24 protein-coding genes are annotated in these 22,394 nt (G+C 50.3%); 22 read left to right on the forward strand and 2 right to left on the reverse strand.

The genetic code is table 11. The features are described 5' to 3' along the window. The first annotated feature begins 175 nt into the window (after nucleotides 1-175). From AR333_RS10515 to sigF, 17 genes are all read left to right on the forward strand, one after another. Entirely contained in the window at nucleotides 176-667 is a 492-nt protein-coding gene (locus tag AR333_RS10515) for a PCYCGC motif-containing (lipo)protein (RefSeq protein WP_068775329.1), read from the forward strand. A gap of 221 nt (nucleotides 668-888) precedes the next feature. Beyond that, nucleotides 889-1,983: an NAD/NADP octopine/nopaline dehydrogenase family protein gene (locus AR333_RS10520; protein ID WP_068775330.1), complete on the forward strand. Its 1,095-nt coding sequence runs from the start codon at nucleotides 889-891 to the stop codon at nucleotides 1,981-1,983. 80 nt (nucleotides 1,984-2,063) lie between these two features. Beyond that, nucleotides 2,064-3,509 (forward strand): Na+/H+ antiporter NhaC, encoded by a 1,446-nt coding sequence (gene nhaC, locus AR333_RS10525; RefSeq protein WP_068776063.1) that lies wholly within the window; start codon nucleotides 2,064-2,066, stop codon nucleotides 3,507-3,509. A gap of 88 nt (nucleotides 3,510-3,597) precedes the next feature. After that, complete coding sequence (locus tag AR333_RS10530; RefSeq protein ID WP_216638972.1) at nucleotides 3,598-4,320, forward strand: sulfite exporter TauE/SafE family protein; 723 nt, start codon at nucleotides 3,598-3,600, stop codon at nucleotides 4,318-4,320. A gap of 94 nt (nucleotides 4,321-4,414) precedes the next feature. After that, complete coding sequence (locus tag AR333_RS10535; protein WP_068775331.1) at nucleotides 4,415-5,566, forward strand: PucR family transcriptional regulator; 1,152 nt, start codon at nucleotides 4,415-4,417, stop codon at nucleotides 5,564-5,566. A 71-nt stretch (nucleotides 5,567-5,637) separates the two neighbouring features. Continuing rightward, nucleotides 5,638-6,279, forward strand: coding sequence for a stage II sporulation protein M (gene spoIIM, locus AR333_RS10540; RefSeq protein WP_068775332.1), 642 nt, complete (start codon nucleotides 5,638-5,640; stop codon nucleotides 6,277-6,279). Between the two features lie 109 nt (nucleotides 6,280-6,388). After that, the gene (locus AR333_RS10545) at nucleotides 6,389-6,889 is read left to right on the forward strand and encodes a Fur family transcriptional regulator (RefSeq protein ID WP_068775333.1); all 501 of its coding nucleotides are present in this window, start codon (nucleotides 6,389-6,391) and stop codon (nucleotides 6,887-6,889) included. A 301-nt stretch (nucleotides 6,890-7,190) separates the two neighbouring features. Then, nucleotides 7,191-8,006, forward strand: coding sequence for an SDR family NAD(P)-dependent oxidoreductase (locus AR333_RS10550; protein ID WP_068775334.1), 816 nt, complete (start codon nucleotides 7,191-7,193; stop codon nucleotides 8,004-8,006). A 58-nt stretch (nucleotides 8,007-8,064) separates the two neighbouring features. Continuing rightward, nucleotides 8,065-9,183, forward strand: a complete 1,119-nt coding sequence (ald, locus tag AR333_RS10555; RefSeq protein WP_068775335.1) for an alanine dehydrogenase — start codon at nucleotides 8,065-8,067, stop codon at nucleotides 9,181-9,183. 623 nt (nucleotides 9,184-9,806) lie between these two features. Then, the gene (locus AR333_RS10560; protein WP_068775336.1) at nucleotides 9,807-10,043 is read left to right on the forward strand and encodes a DUF4227 family protein; all 237 of its coding nucleotides are present in this window, start codon (nucleotides 9,807-9,809) and stop codon (nucleotides 10,041-10,043) included. An 81-nt stretch (nucleotides 10,044-10,124) separates the two neighbouring features. Then, complete coding sequence (gene xerD / locus AR333_RS10565; protein ID WP_068776064.1) at nucleotides 10,125-11,045, forward strand: site-specific tyrosine recombinase XerD; 921 nt, start codon at nucleotides 10,125-10,127, stop codon at nucleotides 11,043-11,045. 419 nt (nucleotides 11,046-11,464) lie between these two features. Then, nucleotides 11,465-12,286 (forward strand): purine-nucleoside phosphorylase, encoded by an 822-nt coding sequence (locus AR333_RS10570; protein WP_068775337.1) that lies wholly within the window; start codon nucleotides 11,465-11,467, stop codon nucleotides 12,284-12,286. A gap of 276 nt (nucleotides 12,287-12,562) precedes the next feature. Next, nucleotides 12,563-12,943 (forward strand): hypothetical protein, encoded by a 381-nt coding sequence (locus AR333_RS10575; protein ID WP_068775338.1) that lies wholly within the window; start codon nucleotides 12,563-12,565, stop codon nucleotides 12,941-12,943. A gap of 335 nt (nucleotides 12,944-13,278) precedes the next feature. Further along, a complete protein-coding gene (locus tag AR333_RS10580) occupies nucleotides 13,279-14,454 on the forward strand; it encodes a D-alanyl-D-alanine carboxypeptidase family protein (protein ID WP_068775339.1) in 1,176 nt (391 codons plus the stop codon). Between the two features lie 122 nt (nucleotides 14,455-14,576). After that, nucleotides 14,577-14,930, forward strand: coding sequence for an anti-sigma F factor antagonist (spoIIAA, locus tag AR333_RS10585; protein ID WP_068775340.1), 354 nt, complete (start codon nucleotides 14,577-14,579; stop codon nucleotides 14,928-14,930). Continuing rightward, on the forward strand, nucleotides 14,927-15,373 hold the full coding sequence (gene spoIIAB / locus AR333_RS10590; RefSeq protein WP_068775341.1) for an anti-sigma F factor: 447 nt from the start codon (nucleotides 14,927-14,929) through the stop codon (nucleotides 15,371-15,373). Before spoIIAA ends, spoIIAB begins: the two co-directional genes overlap by 4 nt. Nucleotides 15,374-15,385: 12 nt before the next feature. Next, nucleotides 15,386-16,141 carry an RNA polymerase sporulation sigma factor SigF gene (sigF, locus tag AR333_RS10595; RefSeq protein WP_068775342.1) on the forward strand — a complete coding sequence of 252 codons (756 nt, stop codon included), beginning with the start codon at nucleotides 15,386-15,388 and terminating at the stop codon, nucleotides 16,139-16,141. Nucleotides 16,142-16,381: 240 nt separating this feature from the next. Here the strand turns inward: sigF and AR333_RS10600 are convergent, their stop codons facing one another. Then, nucleotides 16,382-16,591 (reverse strand): DUF378 domain-containing protein, encoded by a 210-nt coding sequence (locus AR333_RS10600; RefSeq protein WP_068775343.1) that lies wholly within the window; start codon nucleotides 16,589-16,591, stop codon nucleotides 16,382-16,384. Nucleotides 16,592-16,799: 208 nt separating this feature from the next. Here AR333_RS10600 and AR333_RS10605 point away from each other — a divergent pair, with 208 nt between their 5' ends. From AR333_RS10605 to AR333_RS10625, 5 genes are all read left to right on the forward strand, one after another. After that, nucleotides 16,800-17,435, forward strand: coding sequence for a stage V sporulation protein AA (locus tag AR333_RS10605; protein ID WP_068775344.1), 636 nt, complete (start codon nucleotides 16,800-16,802; stop codon nucleotides 17,433-17,435). Then, nucleotides 17,432-17,851, forward strand: a complete 420-nt coding sequence (locus tag AR333_RS10610; protein WP_068775345.1) for a stage V sporulation protein AB — start codon at nucleotides 17,432-17,434, stop codon at nucleotides 17,849-17,851. Before AR333_RS10605 ends, AR333_RS10610 begins: the two co-directional genes overlap by 4 nt. A 21-nt stretch (nucleotides 17,852-17,872) precedes the next feature. Beyond that, entirely contained in the window at nucleotides 17,873-19,759 is a 1,887-nt protein-coding gene (locus tag AR333_RS10615) for a spore germination protein (RefSeq protein ID WP_253735806.1), read from the forward strand. 129 nt (nucleotides 19,760-19,888) lie between these two features. Beyond that, complete coding sequence (gene lysA, locus AR333_RS10620; protein ID WP_068776065.1) at nucleotides 19,889-21,220, forward strand: diaminopimelate decarboxylase; 1,332 nt, start codon at nucleotides 19,889-19,891, stop codon at nucleotides 21,218-21,220. Nucleotides 21,221-21,486: 266 nt separating this feature from the next. Further along, complete coding sequence (locus AR333_RS10625) at nucleotides 21,487-21,918, forward strand: peptidylprolyl isomerase (protein ID WP_068775346.1); 432 nt, start codon at nucleotides 21,487-21,489, stop codon at nucleotides 21,916-21,918. Between the two features lie 151 nt (nucleotides 21,919-22,069). Here the strand turns inward: AR333_RS10625 and AR333_RS10630 are convergent, their stop codons facing one another. Continuing rightward, nucleotides 22,070-22,342 (reverse strand): YetF domain-containing protein, encoded by a 273-nt coding sequence (locus tag AR333_RS10630; protein ID WP_068775347.1) that lies wholly within the window; start codon nucleotides 22,340-22,342, stop codon nucleotides 22,070-22,072. Between the last annotated feature and the right edge of the window lie 52 nt (nucleotides 22,343-22,394).

Consider the following 22,394-nt stretch of genomic DNA (forward strand, 5'->3'; position numbering starts at 1 on the left):
GCAAGAGTACTAAACATGGGTCCACCCATGACAATATACGCCGCCTTAAGTAGTCCGAGGGACTGGACAAGCATGCAGCTCAGAGGCTGCATGCGGCTTAGCCGGATGGATCAGCCCCTGGCTAGGATCGTCCTGTCTTTTGCGCGAACAAGCAGGCTTATGGAGAGTGAAACATATGAAAAGAAACATGAGTTGGACTTTGCTGCTCATTATGCTCGCAAGCCTTGTCCTGACCGCTTGCGGCGGCGAGTCTAAGAAGACGGAGCACACTACGGAGCACGCGCCTAACGGCGACCTTCAAGAAAAGACCGCTTCGGTGAAAGTGCTGCCGGCTTTCCTGGCAAGTCAAAAAGAGGAAATCCGCACGATTTACCAATTAGCGGGTGAGAACAAAGAGCTGCTGGAATGGATGCCATGCTACTGCGGATGCGGCGAAAGTGCCGGACATAAGAGCAATCAGAACTGCTTTATCCGTGAAACCGGCTCCGACGGCTCCATCGTATGGGATGATCACGGAACCCGCTGCGGTATCTGTCTGGAAATCGCCCTTAAATCCGTAGCTATGAAGAAGCAGGGGAAGAGCACGCTTGAAATTCGTAAAGCGATTGACGAAGCTTACAAAACCGGTGCAGGCAAACCGACCGACACTCCGATGCCGCAAGCTTAATGCTGCAGATGTACACCCAAAGTTCCCTTCCGCTTTGTCGCGGCGGGGAACTTTTTTGCGTTGGCTCGGCAGCAGAGATGAACTTTTCTTCGGGGGAGCGGAAGCGCAGCCAATCCTGTGATTTGTGCTCCAGCACAATTTTTTTTGAATAGACGAACGTAGAAATCGCTTTCAGACTGTGAGATAACTAATTAGGAAGAGCAAAGGGAGGTTATCACATCATGAATGTAACCAGAGTCGCCATTCTAGGCGCCGGAAACGGCGGTATCACTGCTGCCGCGGACTTAAAGGCAAAGGGTTTTGAAATCGCTTTATTTGAAATGCCGGAGTTTGGCGGCAACTTGGAAGGCATCCGTAGGCGAGGAGGCATCCTCCTGCAGGATACAAAGGGTGAAGCATTCTATGAGGTAGACGTCGTCACGACGGATCTGGAAGAGGCGATCCGGGGCGCACAGATTGTCATGCTGACGGTTCCGGGATTTGCCATAGAACTGTTTGCCGGGCAGCTGGCTCCTCTGGTATCGGAAGAGCAGGTGATTCTGCTGAATGGAGCGGCGGCTATGGGCTGCGTACGTTTCGTCAATAAAGCCAGAGAGCTGGGGATTCAGAAGGAATTCAAAATAGCCGAGACTAATTCGTTGACATACGGCACGAGGGCTTTTCCCGAGGAAGCAAGGGTGGAGCTGTCTCTTCGGGTAAAGAAACTGTTTTTTGCCGCGTATCCGCACGAGAACAGTAAAGAATTGTTAGAAGTCTGCTCACAAATTTATAATTGCTTTGTATTGGCGGACAACATTTGGCACACCACACTGGAAAACGGGAACCCGGAGGTTCACCCGGGACCAAGCTTGCTGAATGCCGGAAGAATTGATTATTCCGAAGGAGAGTTCTGGCTTTACCGGGAAGGAATCACGGAGCATACCGTTAAAGTGCTTAGGGCCATTGAGCGCGAACGTATGGCGATCGGACAAGCATTCGAATTTCAGCTGGAAGATGCGGTGCAAAGCAGGGCCCGGAGGGGATATTTCCGCAGCGAGGAAGAGGACCTGCAGACACTTTTTAATACGAGCGAAGTGTTCACGCAAATTAAAGGACCGCATAGCGTGAGGTCCCGTTACTTTACGGAAGATATTTCGAACGGATTAGTCTTATGGTCCGATCTGGGTAAAGCGTCCGGTGTGCCGACTCCAAATATCGATGCCGTTATCGTACTGGGCGGTTCCTTGCTGGATACGGACTTTTACCGGGATGGTCTGAACCTGCAAAAGCTGGGTTTTGAAGGCTTTACGGTCAGGAAGTTAATTGAAAGCGTTTAATCAGCCGAAGGCAGCCGGAAAAACCGAGCCTGTCTATCATGCATGGGTGAGGGGGCAGCTGGATGAAGGGAGGCCTGTCTGTGAAACGTAAGCCGACATTACTGGAATCGGTATCCTGTCTGGTGTTTATGGCGGTCGCTGTCGGGGTAGGATTTGGTTATTTTAAAATAGGAATTCAGCCGTTACTGATCTTATCGGCCGTATACGCCGCTTTTATCGGCAAACGGGTAGGATTGACATGGGACGAAATGGAGAAAGGGATATCTGTCCGGTTAGGTAACTGCATGCCCGCCATTTTCATTTTGTTTGCGGTTGGTATTGTTATCGGTACATGGGTCTACTCCGGGACGGTTCCGATGATGATTTATTACGGGCTCAAAATTATTAACCCGAGCTTTTTCCTTGTGACTGCTTTCGTCATTGTGGCTATCGTATCGACGGCTACAGGTACGGCATGGGGTTCTACCGCAACGGCGGGGGTCGCGCTAATGGGTATCGCTGCCGAATTGGGGGTTCCGCTGCCTATGGCAGCCGGCGCGATTATTGCGGGCGGAGTGTTCGGGGATAAACTGTCCCCTCTCTCCGATACGACCAATCTGGCTCCTATGATAACCGGCGTCAACTTGTTCGACCATATCAAACATATGCTGTATACGACGATTCCGGCGTCAGTGATCGCGATGGTTGTGTATGTCATTGTCGGTCTCAACAGGGAGGCCGGGACCGTGAACGATGCCAACATCCAGGCGCTGCTGGCCGATCTGGATTCGATTTATCAATGGAATGTATTTATGCTGCTGCCTTTTGCCGTGATATTCTGGGGCGCTTATTACAAAAAACCAACCGTGCCTGTGATGCTGCTGTCTTCGGCCGCAGCCGTTGTGGTTGGTATGCTGTCCAACGGATTCGGTTTTGTAGACGGATTCCAGTCGATGATCAACGGGTTTAACGTCTCCATGGTGCATGCCGCGGGATTCGACCCGTCCGCCATTTCCGACACGGTAACGAAGCTGATTAACCGGGGCGGTATTTTCTCGATGACGACCATCGCGGTAACGATTATTTGCGGCTATGCTTTCGCTGGCATTGTTGAAGTGGCAGGCTGCCTGGATGTGATCCTGGATGCCTTTTACAGCAAAGTATCCAAGGTATGGCATCTGATCGGTGTTACGATTCTGGGAAGTGCCGCCATCGTGTTTACAGCAGGCGTAGCCTCAATTTCCATTATTATGATGGGAACGTTACTGAAGGACGCTTATGCCAAAATGGGACTGCATCCCAAGAATCTCTCCAGAACTCTGGAAGATTCGGGTACGATGCTGCTGCCATTTGTTCCTTGGGGCGTATCCGGAATATTCTACCTGGAAGTTCTGGGAGTCGGCCCGGGGAGCTTCTGGATCTGGGCTATCCCATGTTATTTATGCGTCGTGTTCGCGATGATTTACGCCTTTACCGGCTTTGGAATCGAGAAGCTGAAGAAGCAAGAGCATCCGGTCAATCCGCAATCGGCTGTGAACGTGAAGTAAGGGGACGTGAAATAAACGCAAGCGATTAGTTCAGTAGTGGCTCCATCTGGTATTAACTGGATGGGGCTGTCTTTTTGGAGGTTCGAAGATGTCCATTACTTTGCAGGAGTTTCTGTTCTTGCTTGTCGTATTAATCGGCAATACCGTGGAATCCATGACAGGTTTTGCGGGCACTTTACTCGCCATGCCGGCATCCGTGCTTCTGATCGGGGTTGATGAGGCCAAGACGGTCCTGAATGTCATGGCGCTCATCTGCTGCTCATGGATCGCCTTCAGGCACCGCAAACATATTAACGGGAAAGAATTTAGAAAGATAACCGGATATATGTTCCTGGGAATGATCGGCGGCGTCGTGATTTACGATACGCTGCCATCTGCTTTCCTGCTTAAAATTTATGCGGTTCTCATCATCGCCATTGCCCTCAAGAAGATGTTCATCAAGAAAAACGTTACGCTTCCCGGTCTGCTGCTGATTCTGACTATTCTGGGCGCAGGTGTAATTCACGGAATGTTCCTGTCGGGGGGATCGCTGCTGGTCATTTATGCCGTCATGGTACTTAGAGACAAGTCGGAATTCCGTGCCACGCTCGCCGCCGTCTGGGCCGTGCTTGATTTCTTCTTGTTCCTGAACCAGGCGAGGCTCGGACACGTGAACAGCGACACGATTCCGCTGATCGGGATCGCGCTGGTTCCCCTGGCGCTCGGGATTGCGCTCGGCAACCGCCTGCATCACAGAATCAATCAGAACCATTTCCTGCTGGTTACCTATGTCCTGTTATTCATTTCCGGTGTGTCTCTCCTTGTCAAATAACCGTATGTAAGCCTATCCTATTCATAAACGATCCGAGTTGTGGATGGACTTAAGAGAAATGATCACCAAGGAGTGAACGGCTATTTCCATTCTGTTGAGCAAACTTTACCATAGCGTAGTCGGACAGTATTCGATCAAGCTGGTTGCTGGGGAAAACGGCTTAAGCAATGCCGTCAAGTGGGTGCATATGGTCGAAAACAAGGAGATCTCCTCCTTTCTGGATGGGCAAGAAATCGTATTTACAACCGGAATCGGCATACAGACACCGGAGGATCTGCTTGCTTTAATCAAAGAGAATGTACGCAACCGTGCAAGCGGGATGGTCGTCAATATCGGTCCTTATATCAAAGAAGTGACTCCCGAAATGCTGGATTACTGCAATGAAGTGCATTTTCCCTTATTCGTAGTTCCCTGGCAGGTCAAGATGGCCCGTATTATCAAGGTTTTCTGTTCTTATATTTTAGAGTCCGAGAAGCATGAGGTCGAGCTGGCGAGTGCCGTGCAGAACGCGATCTACTCACCCGATCAAACAAGACTCTATGTTCCGGTGTTTGAAGAACACGGATTTCGTGAGCCCGGCAAATTTCATGTGGCGATAGTCGATGCCGGAGACCGGAAGGTGTCGGAAGAGATACGTGTAGATAGAAAAAGAAAAATCGAGTACCGCTTAGAATCCTTCCAGGCAAAAGTGATTGTGGCTGATGTCGATACATCATTTGTCCTATTTTTCATGGATGTCCCTATGGAAAGAATCAATGATTTCTCGGAGAAGCTGCTGGCCTTTATGAACGCTAAATATGAGAACGATATGTTCCGCATAGCCATCGGGAATCAAGTGAGTCGTCTGTCGGAGCTGGTCAAAAGCTATACGCAGGCGTGCCGCATTCTTCAAATCAGCGGGGATACTGCCGAAGGCCGCTTCATTACGAACTACAGCGAAATCGGTGCCTATAAGGTGCTGCTGGAACTTGATCGCAAGGAGATAAGCGAAGCCTATATTCAAGAAACCATCGGGCCTCTGATCGAATATGACAAGTTGAATAACAGTGACTTCGTCCAAGTGCTCGATTTATATTTGCGGCATAGCGGACGCGTACATCCCGTGGCCGGCACTCTTTTTGTGCACCGCAACACCATCAATTATAAATTGAAACGGATTGAGAAATTACTGGATTGTGATTTATCCGATTTTTATGTGCGGCTGAACCTGGCTGTCGCACTAATGCTAAGGAAAATTACCCGGTGAGCGAATTGGCATAACAGGCGGCGCAAATGCATAAGCATCCTATAATGACAGGCGGACAAGGAGGACTTATCATGGCAGCCAAACATTCGCTCAATCAGTACTTCCGGGACCAGCTTACGTTGTTTATCTTCGTCTCTGTCCTCTTCGTGGTAGGAGTTGTATTCGGAGCGATTATGGTCAATGCGCTTTCTCTGGAGCAAAAGCAGGAGATCGGGCGATACTTAAGCTCATTTTACCGCTCGGTTGACGAAGGGGCGTCCGTGGACGGCAAGCAGTCGCTTATCGCCGCTTTCTCCCTCCACATGAAGTGGATTCTGCTGATCTGGACGCTGGGTTTATCCGTCATCGGACTCCCTCTGATTCTGGTGCTTGATTTTTTAAAAGGCGTTCTGATCGGATTTAGTGTCGGTTTTATGGCTGGGCAGTTATCCTGGAAAGGGATCGCCTTTGCGCTTGTCTCTATCGCTCCGCCGAATCTGATCGTCATTCCGGCTATTCTGATCTGCAGCGTCGTATCCATCGGATTTTCGTTATTTATTATCAAAAACCGGCTGCTGCGCCGCAGCGGCACCCTCTATCAGCCGTTTATGCGTTATTCCTTTACAACGCTGTTTATGGGGGGATGCATGCTGGCCGCCTCCGTTATGGAAGCCTATTTATCCCCGGTTATGATGAGGTGGGTAACGCCGATGCTGGCCGCTTTTGCTAACTAGAATAATTCTAAATAAGAGTTTGACTTTATGAACCCCCTCCCTCTATAATGAAAAAAGGAAAGTTATCGCGAAAGTTGAAGCTAGCGCGTTTTGTAAGAGGGGGAGGAGTATGGAAGCACGTATTGATAAGATCAAGCAGCAGCTGCAATCCCAAGGTTACAAGCTGACTCCCCAACGGGAAGCAACCGTTCGAGTGCTGCTGGAGAACGAAGAGGATCACCTTAGCGCCGAAGACGTGTTCATGCTCGTTAAGGACAAAGCGCCTGAAATCGGACTTGCTACCGTGTACCGGACACTCGAATTGCTCAGCGATATGCATGTGCTGGAGAAGATGAATTTCGGAGATGGGGTCGCACGCTACGATCTGCGTAGTGACAGCACTCATCATCATCATCACCATCTGATTTGTGTACAGTGCGGGTCAGTGGATGAAATTATGGAAGATTGGCTGGGTCCGCTCGAAGAGCGGTTGGCTCAAGAATATAATTTTAAAGTTCTGGATCACCGGCTTGATTTTCAAGGCATTTGTCACCGCTGCAATGAGAAAAGCGCGGAGCAAATGAAGGAGAAGGACAAGCAGCCGGATAAAGATAAACCCTCTACGATTTGATCAGGATCTTTGATCAAGAATCAATGAAATGAACCCAGGCAGCACAGCAGGCGGTTGCGGTTTCCCGCAAGGCCTTCTTTGCAGCCTCATACGTACGATTATGCCAAGCCCGAAGCTTACCGCTTCGGGTTTTTTTGTGTTACGCCAGGACAGCGGAATCTCTGCCGTGATGATCTTTGGTTTTGTCTCGAGGGAAGGCGTTTCTCTGCTCATTTAACGGGGTAATGAGGCATGGAATATGCATACATTCAACTCTGCTTGGTAAACTAGTACAGTGGAAGCGAAATTGGAGGAATGTCCCATGTCAAGTGAAAAGCAGCCCGGTCAAGAAGCGAGCCGATCCAATCTAGCGGGCAAAACGGCACTGATTACCGGAGCAAGTTCCGGAATCGGTAAAGCAGCCGCACTCAAGCTGGCTAAACAAGGCGTCAAAGTATGCCTGCTGGACATTACACGCAAGCACGCGGAGGATGTGCAGGAAATTATTCTTCGCAAAGGCGGAGAGGCCATCGTAACGGAAGCGGACATTGCGGATACAGATCAGGTTAAGAGAAGTATCGGGAAACTGATAGAGAAATGGGGACATCTCGACATCGTATTCGCTAACGCGGGTATTAACGGTGTCATCAGTCCGATTGAGGACTTGGAGGCGGACGATTGGGATGCGACCCTTAATACGAATTTGAGAGGAACGTTTTTGACAGTCAAGCACGCTATACCCTATTTGAAAAAGCAGGGCGGGAGCGTTATCATCACCAGTTCCATCAACGGGAACCGGATTTTTAAAAATTTCGGATTCACCGCTTACAGTTCATCCAAAGCCGGGCAGGTTGCTTTTGCCAAGATGGCTGCCCTTGAACTGGCCCAGTACAAGATCCGTGTGAATGTCATATGTCCCGGTTACATAAGCACGAATATTGAAAAGAACACGGAGCGGTCTCCGGAGATCGCGGATATTCAAATTCCAATTGAGTACCCCGAGACCAGTATGCCGCTTGAGGACGGACCCGGCAAGCCTGAACAGGTTGCGGATCTTGTCAGCTTCCTGGCATCGGATGAATCCAGTCACATTACAGGTACGGAGATTTATATTGACGGCGCGGAATCGCTGCTCTAACGGATCATCCAGATGCTGCCGTTGACGGAATACGGTTAGAAGTCAGGAGGAGACGGCTATGATTGTCGGAGTGCCCAAAGAAATTAAAAATAATGAATATCGTGTTGCTTTAACTCCGGGTGGCGCAGGAATGCTGGCACAGGAAGGACATAAAGTACTTGTAGAAGCCGGGGCAGGAGAAGGCAGCGGGTTTACAGATGAAGAATATGTCCGTGAAGGTGCTGAAATTATTGCGCTGGCCGGGGAGGTGTGGGGCCGCAGCGAAATGATCATGAAGGTCAAAGAACCGCTGCCATCCGAATACGGGTATTTCCGCGAGGGGCTGATCCTGTTCACCTATCTGCATCTGGCCGCAGCAGGCGACTTAACGGCACAGCTTACGGCCAGTAAGGTAACGGGGATAGCCTATGAGACCATTCAGCTGTCCGGAGGCGGTCTGCCCCTTCTGACGCCTATGAGCGAGGTTGCCGGAAGGATGTCCGTACAGGTGGGCGCCCAGTTCCTAGAGCGCTTCTACGGCGGACGCGGTATCTTGCTTGGAGGGGTGCCGGGCGTACCGCCGGCTGATGTGATTATTCTGGGCGGCGGGATTGTCGGGACCAACGCGGCCAAGATCGCCCTCGGGATGGGCGCCAACGTAGTCATGATCGAGCGCAGCGCAGACCGGATGCGCTACCTGGATGATGTTTTTGGCGGACGCCTGCGGACGCTGATGTCGAACCCGTACAACATTGCGAGCGCGGTACAGAAGGCCGATCTGCTGATCGGCGCGGTTCTGATTCCCGGAGCGCGGGCGCCGAGGCTCGTGACGGAGGCAATGGTGAAGACGATGAAGCCCGGTTCGGTCATCGTCGATGTGGCGGTCGATCAGGGCGGCACGATCGAGACGGTCGACCGGGTCACCACACACAGTGACCCAACGTATATCAAACACGGCGTCCTCCATTACGCTGTGGCCAACATGCCCGGCGCCGTCCCGCGGACCTCGACGCTGGCGCTTACCAACGCCACGCTGCCGTACGCGCTGGAACTGGCCGGGAAGGGCTTCGCGGCAGCGGTCACCGGGAATCCGGTGCTTCTGCCGGGCGTGAACACCTACGGCGGCATGGTGACGCATGCCGCCGTAGCGGAGTCTGTCGGCCTGCCGGTTGCAGAGCTGGCCGACCTGCTTCCGTGACAGCCTACCAGCTTAGCGGGTTCGGCTGTCACGGTCTCCGGCGCGCGATAGGCGCCAATCGGCGTTAAACAAGCATGCAGCAGCGGCGGTGCCGTCTGCTGCATGCTTGTTTGCCGGAGGAGGCGTGCTCGCGCCGCCGTGTATCTGCGCCCAGAAATCGCAAGGCGGTATAGCCGGGACCGATTTCCGCTTATGAATATCCGAACCGGCTGCAAGCGGTAAGGTTTACTGCACGCGGCACAATGGCGTGCCGCGGGCTTGAATAAAGCAGCAGCATTCATTGTGTACCCGCTCTAGTTTCATCCTGAACGAACCAGTTCTGCCTCCTGTGCAGGGTGGCTTTTAAGCAGCCTGTGAATGGATTCTAACTTACACTTGAATAGGCCGGTTGATCCTATTGGAAACATGGATCGGGCTCATCAGCGAGGACTCCATATATTTTTTTAAGACAGATACGTTTTCTTGAGTATTTAGGATGGTTTTACAAACGGAGCGGCGCCTCATGCCTTGTATGGCCGCGTCAAGGTCTCCCGGCGGTACTTTTATTCCAATAAGTTTTCACGGAATTCGGATCATATATTCTCCTCTTCTCTCATAGGATGACGGTAAAAGGGGGGACAGGTATGATCTTATCCGTTCATAAGTGGCTGCAGCGGACCCGTTTTCTGATCCTGTTCATATCGTTGACTTATCTGCTCTACCGGCTGTTATCTGTATTCTCGTACTGGGTGGAGCCCGTTGACAAATACAGGCATCCGAGCGGAGCTTCAGTTAAAGTTTTTCAGCAGCATAATCTGCATACAGACGGCAGTGCAACGATGTCGGAGAGACTGCGCTTGTTTTATTGGTACGGTGAATGAAGGAATTAGCGTTTGGGTGACGAATGGTATATAGACTCACTACCCCTGTCATAGGCGGGCTAAATGAAGGAGCAAGGGACCTTGAGACAAGATCTGGAAGTATTCATGGACTATTTGGAGCATGAGAAACGATTGTCCCGGAATACGCTTGAATCGTATTCTCGGGATTTGTTGCAGTACATAGATTTTCTTGAAGAGCAGAATGTGCACGATCTTGCTGAAACGAGCAAAGTACATGTCGTGACCTATATCGCCCGTCTGAAGCAGCTGGGCAGAGCCACGGCGACCCAGTCCAGGACGCTTGTTTCCATTCGTTCGTTATACGGCCACATGATCCGGAGCGGACGAATGGAACATGATCCCACGAGGGATATAGAGAATCCGAAGCAGGACAAGAAGCTTCCGCAGGTACTGACGCTGGAGGAGATGGAGCGCCTTCTCGGCGCTCCGCAGCCGGCCTCTACGAATGGCGTGCGCGACAAAGCCATGCTGGAAGTTCTATACGCGACTGGCATCCGGGTGTCCGAGCTGATCAGTCTGGATGTCGGTGATGTGAATACGAGTCTGGGCTTCGTTCGCTGCGTAGGAAGCGGTGCCAAGGAACGGATCATCCCGCTGGGCTTGATGGCAGCCCAAGTCGTCGATGACTATGTATCGAATTCACGGCCGCATTTAATGAAGGCACACAAGCCCGAGACCGCTTTGTTCGTGAATCATCTGGGAACTAGAATGACGCGTCAGGGCTTCTGGAAAATGCTTAAACGGTATTCGGCGGAAGCATCCATCGACAAGGACATAACGCCGCATACCCTGCGGCATTCCTTCGCAACCCATCTGTTGGAGAACGGGGCGGATCTCCGCTCGGTGCAGGAAATGCTGGGGCATGCCGATCTGTCTACAACTCAGGTGTACACTCATGTAACACGAAGTAAGATGAAGGAAGTTTACGACCGGTCTCATCCCCGCGCCAAGATGACCGGAGCCATAAGCCCCGGCAATTAAGCGAGCACACAACAGCTTCTTATTGCTGGCTCGGCAAGCGTGCAGATTCTGGTATCCGAAGATACCGGCTGCACGTTTCTTTCTTTATATAACCGATCCGCATAAAGGATCGTTAAATAGAGATTTTTTTGCCGGATGTCTTTGCATCTGTACGGTAAAAATGAGATAATGTCCGTGGTGTTTTAGGCTCTATAAGGTTTTAGGCACCTCCTCCTGACACGAAGTGTTTAACCGGTATTACGTTTCTTAAGCCCCGGCCTTCACAACAGCTGTATTCTTGGCTGGAGGCCTTAACGGAACCGTGCACCACTACCATACATAGGCGATTTATCGATTACCCGTATAATTGTCCAAGCTTATTTGAGCGTCTGGCAAAGGCGCGAACAAATCCAAACCTATTTGAAAGGGTGACCCTTACTATGAACAATGAAAAAGAGCGCATTTCTGAAGCGGCTGGGTATATTGAGAAAGAACTTGGTTTCCGTCCAACCATCGGTCTTATTCTGGGTTCAGGGCTGGGAGTTCTTGCGGATCTGATTGAAGATGCCGTAGTGGTAGCTTACAAAGATATTCCGCATTTTCCGGTCTCGACAGTTGAAGGACATGCCGGCGAACTGGTAGCGGGCCGTATCAAAGGCCGCGAGGTTGTTATGATGAAAGGCCGTTTTCATCAATACGAAGGATATGGGGCGGAGACTGTCGCTTTCCCTGTCCGTGTTATGAAGGCGCTCGGTGTCGGCACGCTGATCGTGACCAATGCCGCCGGTGGCGTAAATACTTCGTTCGAAGTCGGTGATCTGATGGTCATTCAGGATCATATCAACTTCATGTTCCGCAACCCGCTGATCGGACCGAATGACGATGAACTGGGTCTGAGATTCCCCGATATGTCGGAGGCTTACAGCAGACGTCTGGGCAAACTTGCGCATGGGGTTGCAGAAAAGCAGAACTTTTCGCTGCGCGAAGGCGTGTATTTGGGTCTGCTCGGACCTACGTATGAAACACCGGCTGAGATCCGCATGATTCGTACACTGGGTGCCGATGCGGTTGGAATGTCTACCGTACCGGAAGTTATCGTGGCCCGGCACGCAGGGATGGAAGTGCTCGGCTTCTCCTGTATTTCCAACATGGCTGCAGGAATTCTGGATCAGCCGCTGTCTCATCAGGAAGTAATGGAAACAACGGAACGCGTCAAACCTAAATTCCTGAAGCTCGTTCTGGGGATTATCGAAGAACTGTAAGAATCAGGCCTTCTTTTGCAAGGATCGTTAGCAAGAAATATTGGTATTTCCCGAGCAATCGCATGATTCGTCATATTGTGACACAGTCAAGAGACAGAGCTCTGCGAGGATGTCATAAAATCACATTTTTTTGTTATTTGCAGACGATCCCTCGCGTTCCGGACTAAAAATCACGGAATTGTCACAAATTATTCGAAGTTTCAGTTGCGAAGGGATTAGGCAATTTCCATAATTTTAGGTACAATAATTAAGTAATTACGCGATGGGGGGATCTTCATGTACAAGTGGTTAATGTTTGTACTTTTTATCGGTGCCAGTGCTATGGGGATAGGGTTCCTATTTTCAGATATTTCAGCCCGACAAGCCGAGATGGCAGCTGAGCAGACTGCAGGCCCGAGCCTGAAACTTTCAGCAACGAACTGGAAATTTGATCAACAAGAGTATAAGATTCCAAAAGGCCAGACCAAAGTTTCCCTGATTAACAAAGAAGGAATCCATGCTGTTGACATCACAGGCGAAGGTCTGGATATCAAGCTGGATGCTCAGAACAAATCTCAGGATGTTAACTTTGAGAAGCCCGGCAAATACGAAATTCACTGCGTTCTTCCATGTGGAGAAGGCCACGCTGATATGAAGGCTGTTTTGATCGTTGAATAATAAGCTTAAACAGCCCAAGAAAGGGAGCCCGGAAGGGCTCCCTTTCTTTATTATGCGAACGAGGCGCGAAGACAGAATTTGACATAGGAATTCGGGATTCAGCTTCAGGCTTGTATAAAGGCTTCCTTGCATCTTTTGGTGCATGGGGAGCCTTTTGTATGTTCTTTAACTGTAATAAAGGGGACGGAAGGAGCAGCTGCCTTAAAAATACGGATATTGGCATGAGACGGCGGAATATTTTACCTGAATCCGGTCAAGACTGGTTACTGATATTTCTAGTTTCCGCGGTATGCGATTTTGTGTAGCAGGATCAATGAACAGGAGGGGTAGAAACGATGTTGAAAAAAATGTGCGGAGCGCTGCTATGTATACAATTAGTGCTCACAGCCGTCATGCCGGCCGTCCTGGCTAAAGAGGATAAGGCTCCATCTGTAGACTTGACGCCAAGTGCCTTGTCGGCCGTTCTGATGGATGCCGATTCGGGTACGATTATCTCGAACAAGAATATGGATGCCAAGCTGCCGCCCGCCAGTATCACGAAAGTGATGACAATGCTCCTGATTGTTGAAGCGGTGGATGCGGGCAAAATTAAGATGACTGATAAAGTCAGTACGAGTGAATACGCGGCTTCAATGGGAGGATCGCAAATCTTCCTGGAGCCGGGTGAAGAGATGTCTGTCGAAGAGATGTTAAAAGGGATCGCGATGGCATCCGGCAATGATGCTTCCGTTGCTATGGCTGAGAAAATCGCGGGCTCGGAAGAGAACTTTGTCGCCATGATGAATGAGCGCGCGAAAGAGCTCGGAATGGTGAACACTCATTTTGTTAACTGCAACGGCCTTCCGGCAGAGAACCACTATTCCACCGCCCGTGACATTGCGATCATGTCCCGGGAACTGCTCAAACATTCGGAGATCACCAAGTTTACCGGTAGCTATCAGGATTATCTTCGTAAAGACTCCGCCAAGCCTTTCTGGCTGGTGAATACGAACAAACTGGTCCGCTTCTACACGGGTGCCGACGGCTTGAAAACCGGCTATACGGGCGAAGCCAAGTTTTGTTTATCCGCTACGGCGGCGCGGGACGGCTTCCGGGTTATTGCCGTAGTCATGGGCGAGCCCAATACGAAAACACGCAATGCGGAAGTGGCGAAACTGTTTGATTACGCATTTGCGCAGTATACGAATTTCCCGATTTTCAAAGCGGGTGATGCGCTTGGCGAGCTAAAAGTAAGCAAGGGAAGCTTATCGACGGTTCCGCTTACAGCCAGCCGCTCATACAGCATCCTTCTCAAAAAAGGCGAGACCAAAGAAGGTATCCGCCATGAGCTTCAGCTCCGGCAAGATCTGATGCCGCCCATTGCCAGAGGTCAAACCATCGGCAAGGTCGTCGTCTACAAGAACGACGCCGTGCTGACGGAGTATCCGGTTGAATCCCCGGTTGATGTGGCAAAAGCAGGCTGGTGGACGCTGTTTAAGAGATCCGCCAGAAGTATGTTCGGCAATGAGTAATAAGTCGTAATTTCCCGCAACATAAGGGCTTTTGGCGCTTTTCTTCTAGTTTTGTCAGCAGGCAGGAAATGCCATGAGGGTTGTAGAACTTGTGAGTCATGTGGGAAGGAGTGGCATGACACATGAGTCTGCAAATCGAATTCGAGCAGGGAAGAAAAGTGCTAGTCGTCCGTTTGAAAGGGGAACTCGATCATCATACGGCGGATGTGGTCAAAGCCCGCATGGAAGAAGCTATTTTCCGGCAGGATACCAAGCATCTGGTGTTAAGCCTGAAGGATTTGTCTTTTATGGACAGTTCCGGGCTCGGAGTGATTCTGGGACGATACAAACAGATCACGGGTAAGGGCGGCCGGATGGTCGTGTGCGACGTGTCTCCTGAAGTCTACCGGTTGTTTGAATTATCCGGCATGTTCAAGATCGTATCGATTCAAGAGAACGAGAGATCGGCCATCTCCAGTCTGGAGGTCGCGTTATGAGCGAGAAGAACTTCATGAAGCTCCAATTCGCAAGCAAATCAGAGAATGAAGCTTTTGCGCGCGTCGCTGTTGCATCTTTTATCTCGCAGCTCGATCCTACTATGAATGAATTGACGGATATTAAGACGGTGATTTCCGAAGCGGTGACGAACTGCATCATTCACGGATATGACAATAAGCCCGATGGCATTGTGACCATCACAACGGAAATTAACGATGATGAAGTGTTTATTACGGTGGAAGACAACGGGGCCGGTATCGAGGATCTGGAAGAGGCCAAACAGCCGCTCTTTACGTCCAAACCCGAACTGGAAAGATCGGGTATGGGATTTACCATTATGGAGAATTTCATGGATGAGGTGGACGTTATTTCCGAAATCGGAACGGGCACTCGCATACGGATGAAGAAACGAATTGAATCCAAAAAAGCTTTGGTTAATTAGGGGTTTGATGCCATGGACGTCGATTTGAAAGGTTCCTCGAACAGTTTCCTGGATGATAGTGAAGTCAAGCGACTAATCGCACTCAGCCAATCGGGCGATTCACTCGCCCGCGAGCGGCTGGTTAACTCAAACATCCGGCTCGTCTGGTCCGTGGTTCAGCGCTTTTTGAACCGTGGCTACGAAGCCGAGGATTTGTTTCAAATCGGCTGTATCGGACTGCTCAAATCGGTCGACAAGTTTGATTTGTCGTATGATGTGAAGTTTTCCACCTATGCGGTTCCGATGATCATCGGGGAAATCCAAAGATTCCTCCGGGATGACGGAACGCTCAAAGTCAGCCGATCACTTAAGGAACTGGCCAGCAAAATTCGTAAAGCCAAGGATGAGCTGTCCAAAGGCATGAACCGACTGCCGACTATTAAAGAAGTGGCGGAAATGCTGGGAATCACTCCGGAAGAAGTTGTGTTTGCCCAAGAAGCGAGCAAGCCTCTTTCATCCATTCATGAGACTGTATTTGAGAATGACGGTGACCCGATCACCCTCATGGATCAGATTGCGGATGAGACGCAGGACAAATGGTTCGAGAAACTTGCCCTCAATGAAGCTATCGGGGCTCTGAATGAAAGGGAGAGACTGATTGTGTATCTCCGCTATTTCAGGGATCAGACACAGTCGGAGGTCGCCAGCAGGCTCGGGATTTCGCAAGTTCAGGTATCGCGGCTTGAGAAAAAAATATTGCAGTCCATTAAGGATCAGATTGCACAATAATAGAAAAGATCTAAAGGTGCTCTTTAGAGTGGATCGAACACCAACAGGTGTATCGGTTCATTCTAAAGAGTCTTTTACGTAAATCGGGTAATAAAGCTGTTCTTTACTTCCAAACGGGTAAAAAGCTTGTTTTATTAGTAACTTTGCCGGCCGGCCCCGTGTCGGTTTTTTGTCTTGTACAGAGACGGTAAGCAAAGAAGGCTGTCCGCTCTGGACAGCCTAGTGAATACAGGGCGGACTTTATTTCACAACAGCGTCATCCTGGAAGAAGAATGAGATGCTGTATAGACCCGCCAGCCCGACGAGGGTGTAGATGATTCTGCTGAACGCGGAGGAATCGCGATGCACTTCACCTCCGAAAATAGCGGAGACTAGATCCCACTCGAAGATGCCGACAAGCAGCCAGTTCAGCGCCCCTATAATAATGAGGGTAAGAGCTAGTCTGGACATGGATATGTTCACCACCTGTTTAGAGTAGATACTTGCTGCCTTTAATGTTCCTCAACGGTTCACGGTTATTCATCGCTGCAGAGCTTAAGAAACACGGGCGAAAAGAAATGGTTAATTTGACCAAACCGGTTTGACGGCAGTTCTTGGATTATCTGGTGCTAAGCTTCGCATACTACTGGCAAAAGGATGGTTTGGGGAGCTGATATAAATGAATCAAACCACCGCTGCTTGTCTCTATATCCGGCTGCGACGGAGAGTCAGAGTATCGCCTAATGAAACCGTTAAGCTGGATAAGATTGCTCAGCTTATCGTCGAACCGGCATACGAAGCCGCTTTGAAAGACCTGACCGTCGTCAGGCTGCAGACAAAGGACGGCAATCGGGTTCTTGTCGATATGCTCAGCATAGTTGCGAAGATTAAAAACCTGTATCCCCATCTTCAGATCGAACATTTCGGCGAGCCTCACACGCTATTGGAAGTGCAGACTGCTGCCCGTAAACCCAATCTGCTGTTTCTTGCAGCCGTATGGATTTTGTTGTTTATAGGTTCGGGTCTTACAATCATGAATTTTCACGCGGACGTCTCTATGGTTGAAGTGCACCGGCGCGTCTATGAATTGTTAACCGGTAACCGTAGTGAGCATCCCTTTCTGCTGCAACTTACATATTCAATCGGACTTGGCATTGGAATGTCCGTGTTCTTCAATCATTTTTTTAAGAAAAAATTTAATGAAGAACCGAGTCCTCTTGAGGTTGAAATGTTCACCTACCAGGAGAACATTGACCGCTATACGATCGCAGAGGAGTATCTGACCTTAGCTGATGAAAAGAAGCCGACATCATGAACGCGCTTCTGGGCTGGTCAGCGGCAGCTGTTTTCGGATTAGCCGGAGGAATCGCGGTAGGAAGCGGCATGGTGGCCTTCCTGTTAGTTCTGGATATCATCCCGCGGCTCCTGCAGATCAGCAGGGCTATGAACCGGATCCGAAGCTGCGAAATAGCCGTTATAACCGGCTCTCTGACCTTTACTGTGCTCGATTTTATGGATTGGCATCTATCTGCGCCTCTTTGGTGGACAGGCTTCTTTGGCTTATTCGCGGGAGCTTTTGTCGGCATGCTTTCTGCCGCGTTGACCGAAATCATAAATGTGCTTCCCGTATTGGCCAAACGGGTGGGAGTTGCTTCGCATATGGTGTGGCTCCTGATGGCTATGATCTTGGGTAAGGTGCTCGGTTCGTTGTTCGAATGGTTTATTTATTGAGGATTGAAGGAGGAAGAACAGGTGAAGAAGCTAATGGGCCAGATGATGGACAAAAAACGCGGGAACAAACAATCGGCGGAAACCCGGCAGCCCGAGGCTCTGCAGATAGATGAAGAGGGGAACTTATTTACAGCTTCGGATAAAATGGTTGAGAGTTCCGAGTCTTCTGATGACAGCAGAACCGATTTTGGAATCAAGACGATCTTACAGGATAATATCAAGGTGACCGCTTCTGCTCAAGATGAGCAAGACGGGCAGGATGATACGTCCGGTCCAGGCACTGTCTCTGTCAGCGGCAAAGAGCAAACCGCTTCCAACCAGGAGGAAAGCGGTGTGCCAGCCGATCAACGGCAGAACGCAGCCAGAGCCCCGGAAGACGCACCGGAAGATGCGAATCAGGGGCAGGAACCGCAAAATTCAAAGAAAACGGGTCAAAAAAATGACCCGATTCCCTTTAAAATGGAAGCGATTAAAGCCGAATTGGAAAAACGGGCTGGATTAGGTACTTCTTTTGACCTTGTTCTTCGCGAAATGGTGTTTGATACGATTCGTACCGGGTTTTTCTATGTCAATGGATTCGCCAAGGATGACGTGCTGACGCTTGTACTCGATCGATTATCGACGGTTCATGATGAAGCGATGCGGGCAGCACCCGCCAATGCGCTGATAGAGTATCTCATTCCTCATATCCAAGTTGAGCCCTACGAGACGATGGAAGAAGTAATCGGTCAAGTTCTGGCCGGCGGCACGGCTGTATTTATCGAAGGGGAGAAGCAGGCAATCGTTATCGATGCCAAGCAATTTCCTTCAAGGTCAACGGAAGAACCGGATTTGGAGCGGGTTGTCCGCGGTTCGAGAGACGGCTTCGTAGAGACGCTGATGACGAACGTAGCGTTAGTGCGAAGACGGATTCGGGATCCGCAGCTTAGGCTGGAAATCACACAGGTAGGTAAGCGCACGAGCACAGATATCTGTATCGCATATATTAACGATATAGCGAACAACGATCTCGTGCAGTCTTTGCGGGATAAAATCAAACAAGTCGAGATTGACGGAATTCCCCTGGCTGAGAAGCAGCTGGAAGAAGCCATCATGAACAGCAACTGGAACCCTTACCCGAAGGTAAGGTATACGGAGAGGCCGGATGTGGCATCGGCTCATCTGCTCGAAGGGCATGCCATTGTTATGGCGGATACGTCGCCGAGCGTCATGATCATGCCGACGACCTTCTTTCATCACGTGCAGCATGCGGAAGAGTACCGCCAGCTTCCCATTATCGGCAGTTATCTCAGATGGGTGAGATTCATGGGGATGCTGGCTTCGATTTTCCTGCTTCCACTCTGGTATTTGCTGGTGCTGGAGCCTTCCTTAAAACCGGCTGGGCTTGAATTTATCGGACCTCAGGAGCTTGGACAAATTCCAATCCTGATTCAATTCCTGCTTGCGGAGCTGGGGATTGACCTCATGAGAATGGCCTCCGTGCATACTCCGACACCGCTCTCGGTAGCCATGGGCCTGGTGGCCGCAATCTTGATCGGGGATATTGCGGTTAAGACAGGCTTATTCACCAACGAGATCATTTTCTACATTTCAATAGCAACGATCGGTATGTTCGCCACGCCGAGCTATGAGCTCAGTCTGGCTAACCGGATTGTGCGGCTTCTGCTGCTTTTTGCGGTAGCTATCTTCAAGGTGCCGGGCTTCGTAGGTTTGTGTACCCTGTGGATGATTTTCTTATGTGCGCAGCGTTCCTACAACGCGCCTTACATGTGGCCGTTTATTCCCTTTAACGGGAAAGGGCTGCTCAACATTGTGTTCCGGCTTCCGGTGCTTAAGCATAAGACCCGGCTCAGTATTACAAGAGCCAAAGATGTCACGCGCCAGCCGCCTGATAAAAGCCCGGCGTGACCGCTTTATGTTCTCCGTAAAAAGTTGTGTTGTCAGCCCGGTGACATTATGATACTTTAATTAATAATGTAACGGAGAGCTATGCGGAGAAACGTAGAGGATAACGGTGACGAAGAGGGGAAACTGACGATGTATCTTCATGGAACTAGCAAAATTAACGATAAAGGGCACCTGGAAATAGGCGGTGTCGATTCCACCGAGCTTGTTCAGCGTTATGGAACGCCGCTGTATGTCATGGATGAGGCGCTTGTGCGCAGACGCTGCCGCGAGTTTGTCGATGCTTTCCAGGCAACGGGTTTGAAATTTCAGGTAGCTTACGCAAGCAAAGCACTCTGTGTCATGGCCATGTGCCGTATTGTGGAACAAGAGGGGCTCTCTCTGGACGTGGTTTCCGATGGGGAGCTGTACACAGCCCTTCAGGCAGGATTCCCGCCGGAACGCATTCATTTCCACGGCAACAACAAAACGCCTATGGAAATTGAGATGGCGCTCGATGCCGGAATCGGCTGTTTCGTAGTCGATAATTTGACGGAGCTTCGCCTTTTGAACGCCATTGCCGGAGAGAAAGGAAAGCGTGTTCCTATTCTATTGAGAATAACGCCGGGTGTAGAAGCTCATACGCATGAGTATATTTCGACGGGCCAGATCGATTCGAAGTTCGGATTTGATCTGGGCAACGGTGCGGCTTTTGAAGCGGTGCGCGAAGCGTCCCAGTCTGCTCATGTACGGCTTCTCGGTATCCATTCCCATATTGGATCACAGATTTTTGAGGTGGAGGGTTTCTCGCTTGCCGCTGAGAAAATGGCATCCTTCGCCTCCCGTGTAAGGGATGAGCTCCAAATCGTATTCCCGGTAATTAACCTGGGAGGCGGATTCGGCATACGTTATGTGGAAGGCGACACCCCGCTTCCCATGTCGACTTACGTGGAAGCGATCTCTGAAGCTGTCAAGACACAGTTCCATGCGGTTTCCTATCCGATGCCGGAAATTTGGATTGAGCCGGGCCGCAGTATTGTAGGCGATGCGGGTACAACTTTGTATACGGTCGGAACAAGCAAAGACATTCCGGGCGTACGCAAATACGTGTCGGTAGACGGAGGAATGACTGACAATCCCCGTCCGGCCTTATACCAATCCGAATACGAGGCTATGCTTGCCAACCGGGCTAATGATGCGGCGGATGAGCTGGTATCCATTGCAGGCAAGTGCTGTGAAAGCGGCGATATGCTGATATGGGATGTGCAGCTGCCTGTCGTGAACAGCGGTGACATTCTTGCTGTAGCCAGCACGGGCGCTTATAACTATGCGATGGCCAGCAATTATAACCGTATCCGCAGACCGGCTCTGGTTTTCGTGAAGGACGGGGAATCCGATCTGGCTGTCAAGAGGGAGACGCATGACGATCTTGTCCGTAATGACGTAGTGCCTGAGCGGATGAAGCAGAAAGAAACAGCCCGGTAACAGACCTTCAATCCGTTTGAGGTTTCGTTTATTCCGTTCAATTAGATGCGTATGCGGATAAATAGAAGCAGGAAAGAACCGGAGGCGATCCGGTTCTTTCTTATATAGGGAAAGAACGGGAAACAAAGAAGAGAAATTCAAAAAGGCTGCTTTTTTTTCCTTATTTGTGCATGCAGATGATTTGGAGTACAATGTAAAGGATTGCTTGTTCAATCTTAATTACCGCAATCTAGGCAGGAACCTATACATAAAGGAGAGTGTTTCACATGGCAAAACAAGCGAAAATCACGATGGCAGGCGGCGGAGAAGTTGTGATCGACCTGTTTGAGAAGGATGCTCCGAACACGGTAGCGAACTTCGAGAAACTGGCTCAGTCCGGCTTTTACAATGGCCTGAATTTTCACCGCGTAATTCCGGGCTTCGTAGCTCAAGGCGGCTGCCCGAACGGTAGTGGTACCGGCGGTCCAGGCTACACGATCGATTGCGAAATCAACCCGAACAAACATGAGCGCGGTACCCTTGCGATGGCACATGCAGGCCGCAATACAGGTGGCAGCCAATTCTACATTTGCTACCAGCCGCAGCCTCACCTGGACGGTCAACATACCGTTTTCGGTAAAGTCGTCAAAGGCATGGAGTATGTAGATGCTTTCAAGGGACGCGACGTTATGGAGAAAGTTGAAATTGTAGAAGCTTAATAAACTTCTTCAGCGGCTGGAGTTAAGTTTCCAGTCTGGCTGCGGGCAGCTTTTTCCCGACAAAGCCCTGTTTTCGCGCATATATGATGTGCGAAAACAGGGCTTTTTTTTCGTCTGGAAATGGCGATAGGAGAGGAAGCTAGAGAATCGGTCAGGGCTGCTGATCACGGTTCGCTCGTCTGTTATTATGTCTGGAAACAACGACTAAACAGCCTGGCTGCGTTAATTCTGCTTGGATAACTTCTGAGAGCGAGTTAACTCCCGTCTGATCAAGAAGCATCCAGAGCTCTGCTTTGGTAATCCCGGCTGTGTACAGGTTGAGCGGGAACACGTGCCCATAGGAAATGAGGGGAAAAGGATACTTGGGAGCCGCTTTATCCGGGACGGAGAGGGCAGTCGTTCTCAGGTCTGGGGGTTCGGACATATAAGAGTTCCTTTCTTAATCGGTACCGCTCATGCTTTTCGGTGTACTCATG

This window comes from Paenibacillus sp. FJAT-26967 (assembly GCF_001541095.1).
Taxonomy (GTDB): Bacteria; Bacillota; Bacilli; order Paenibacillales; family NBRC-103111; genus Paenibacillus_F.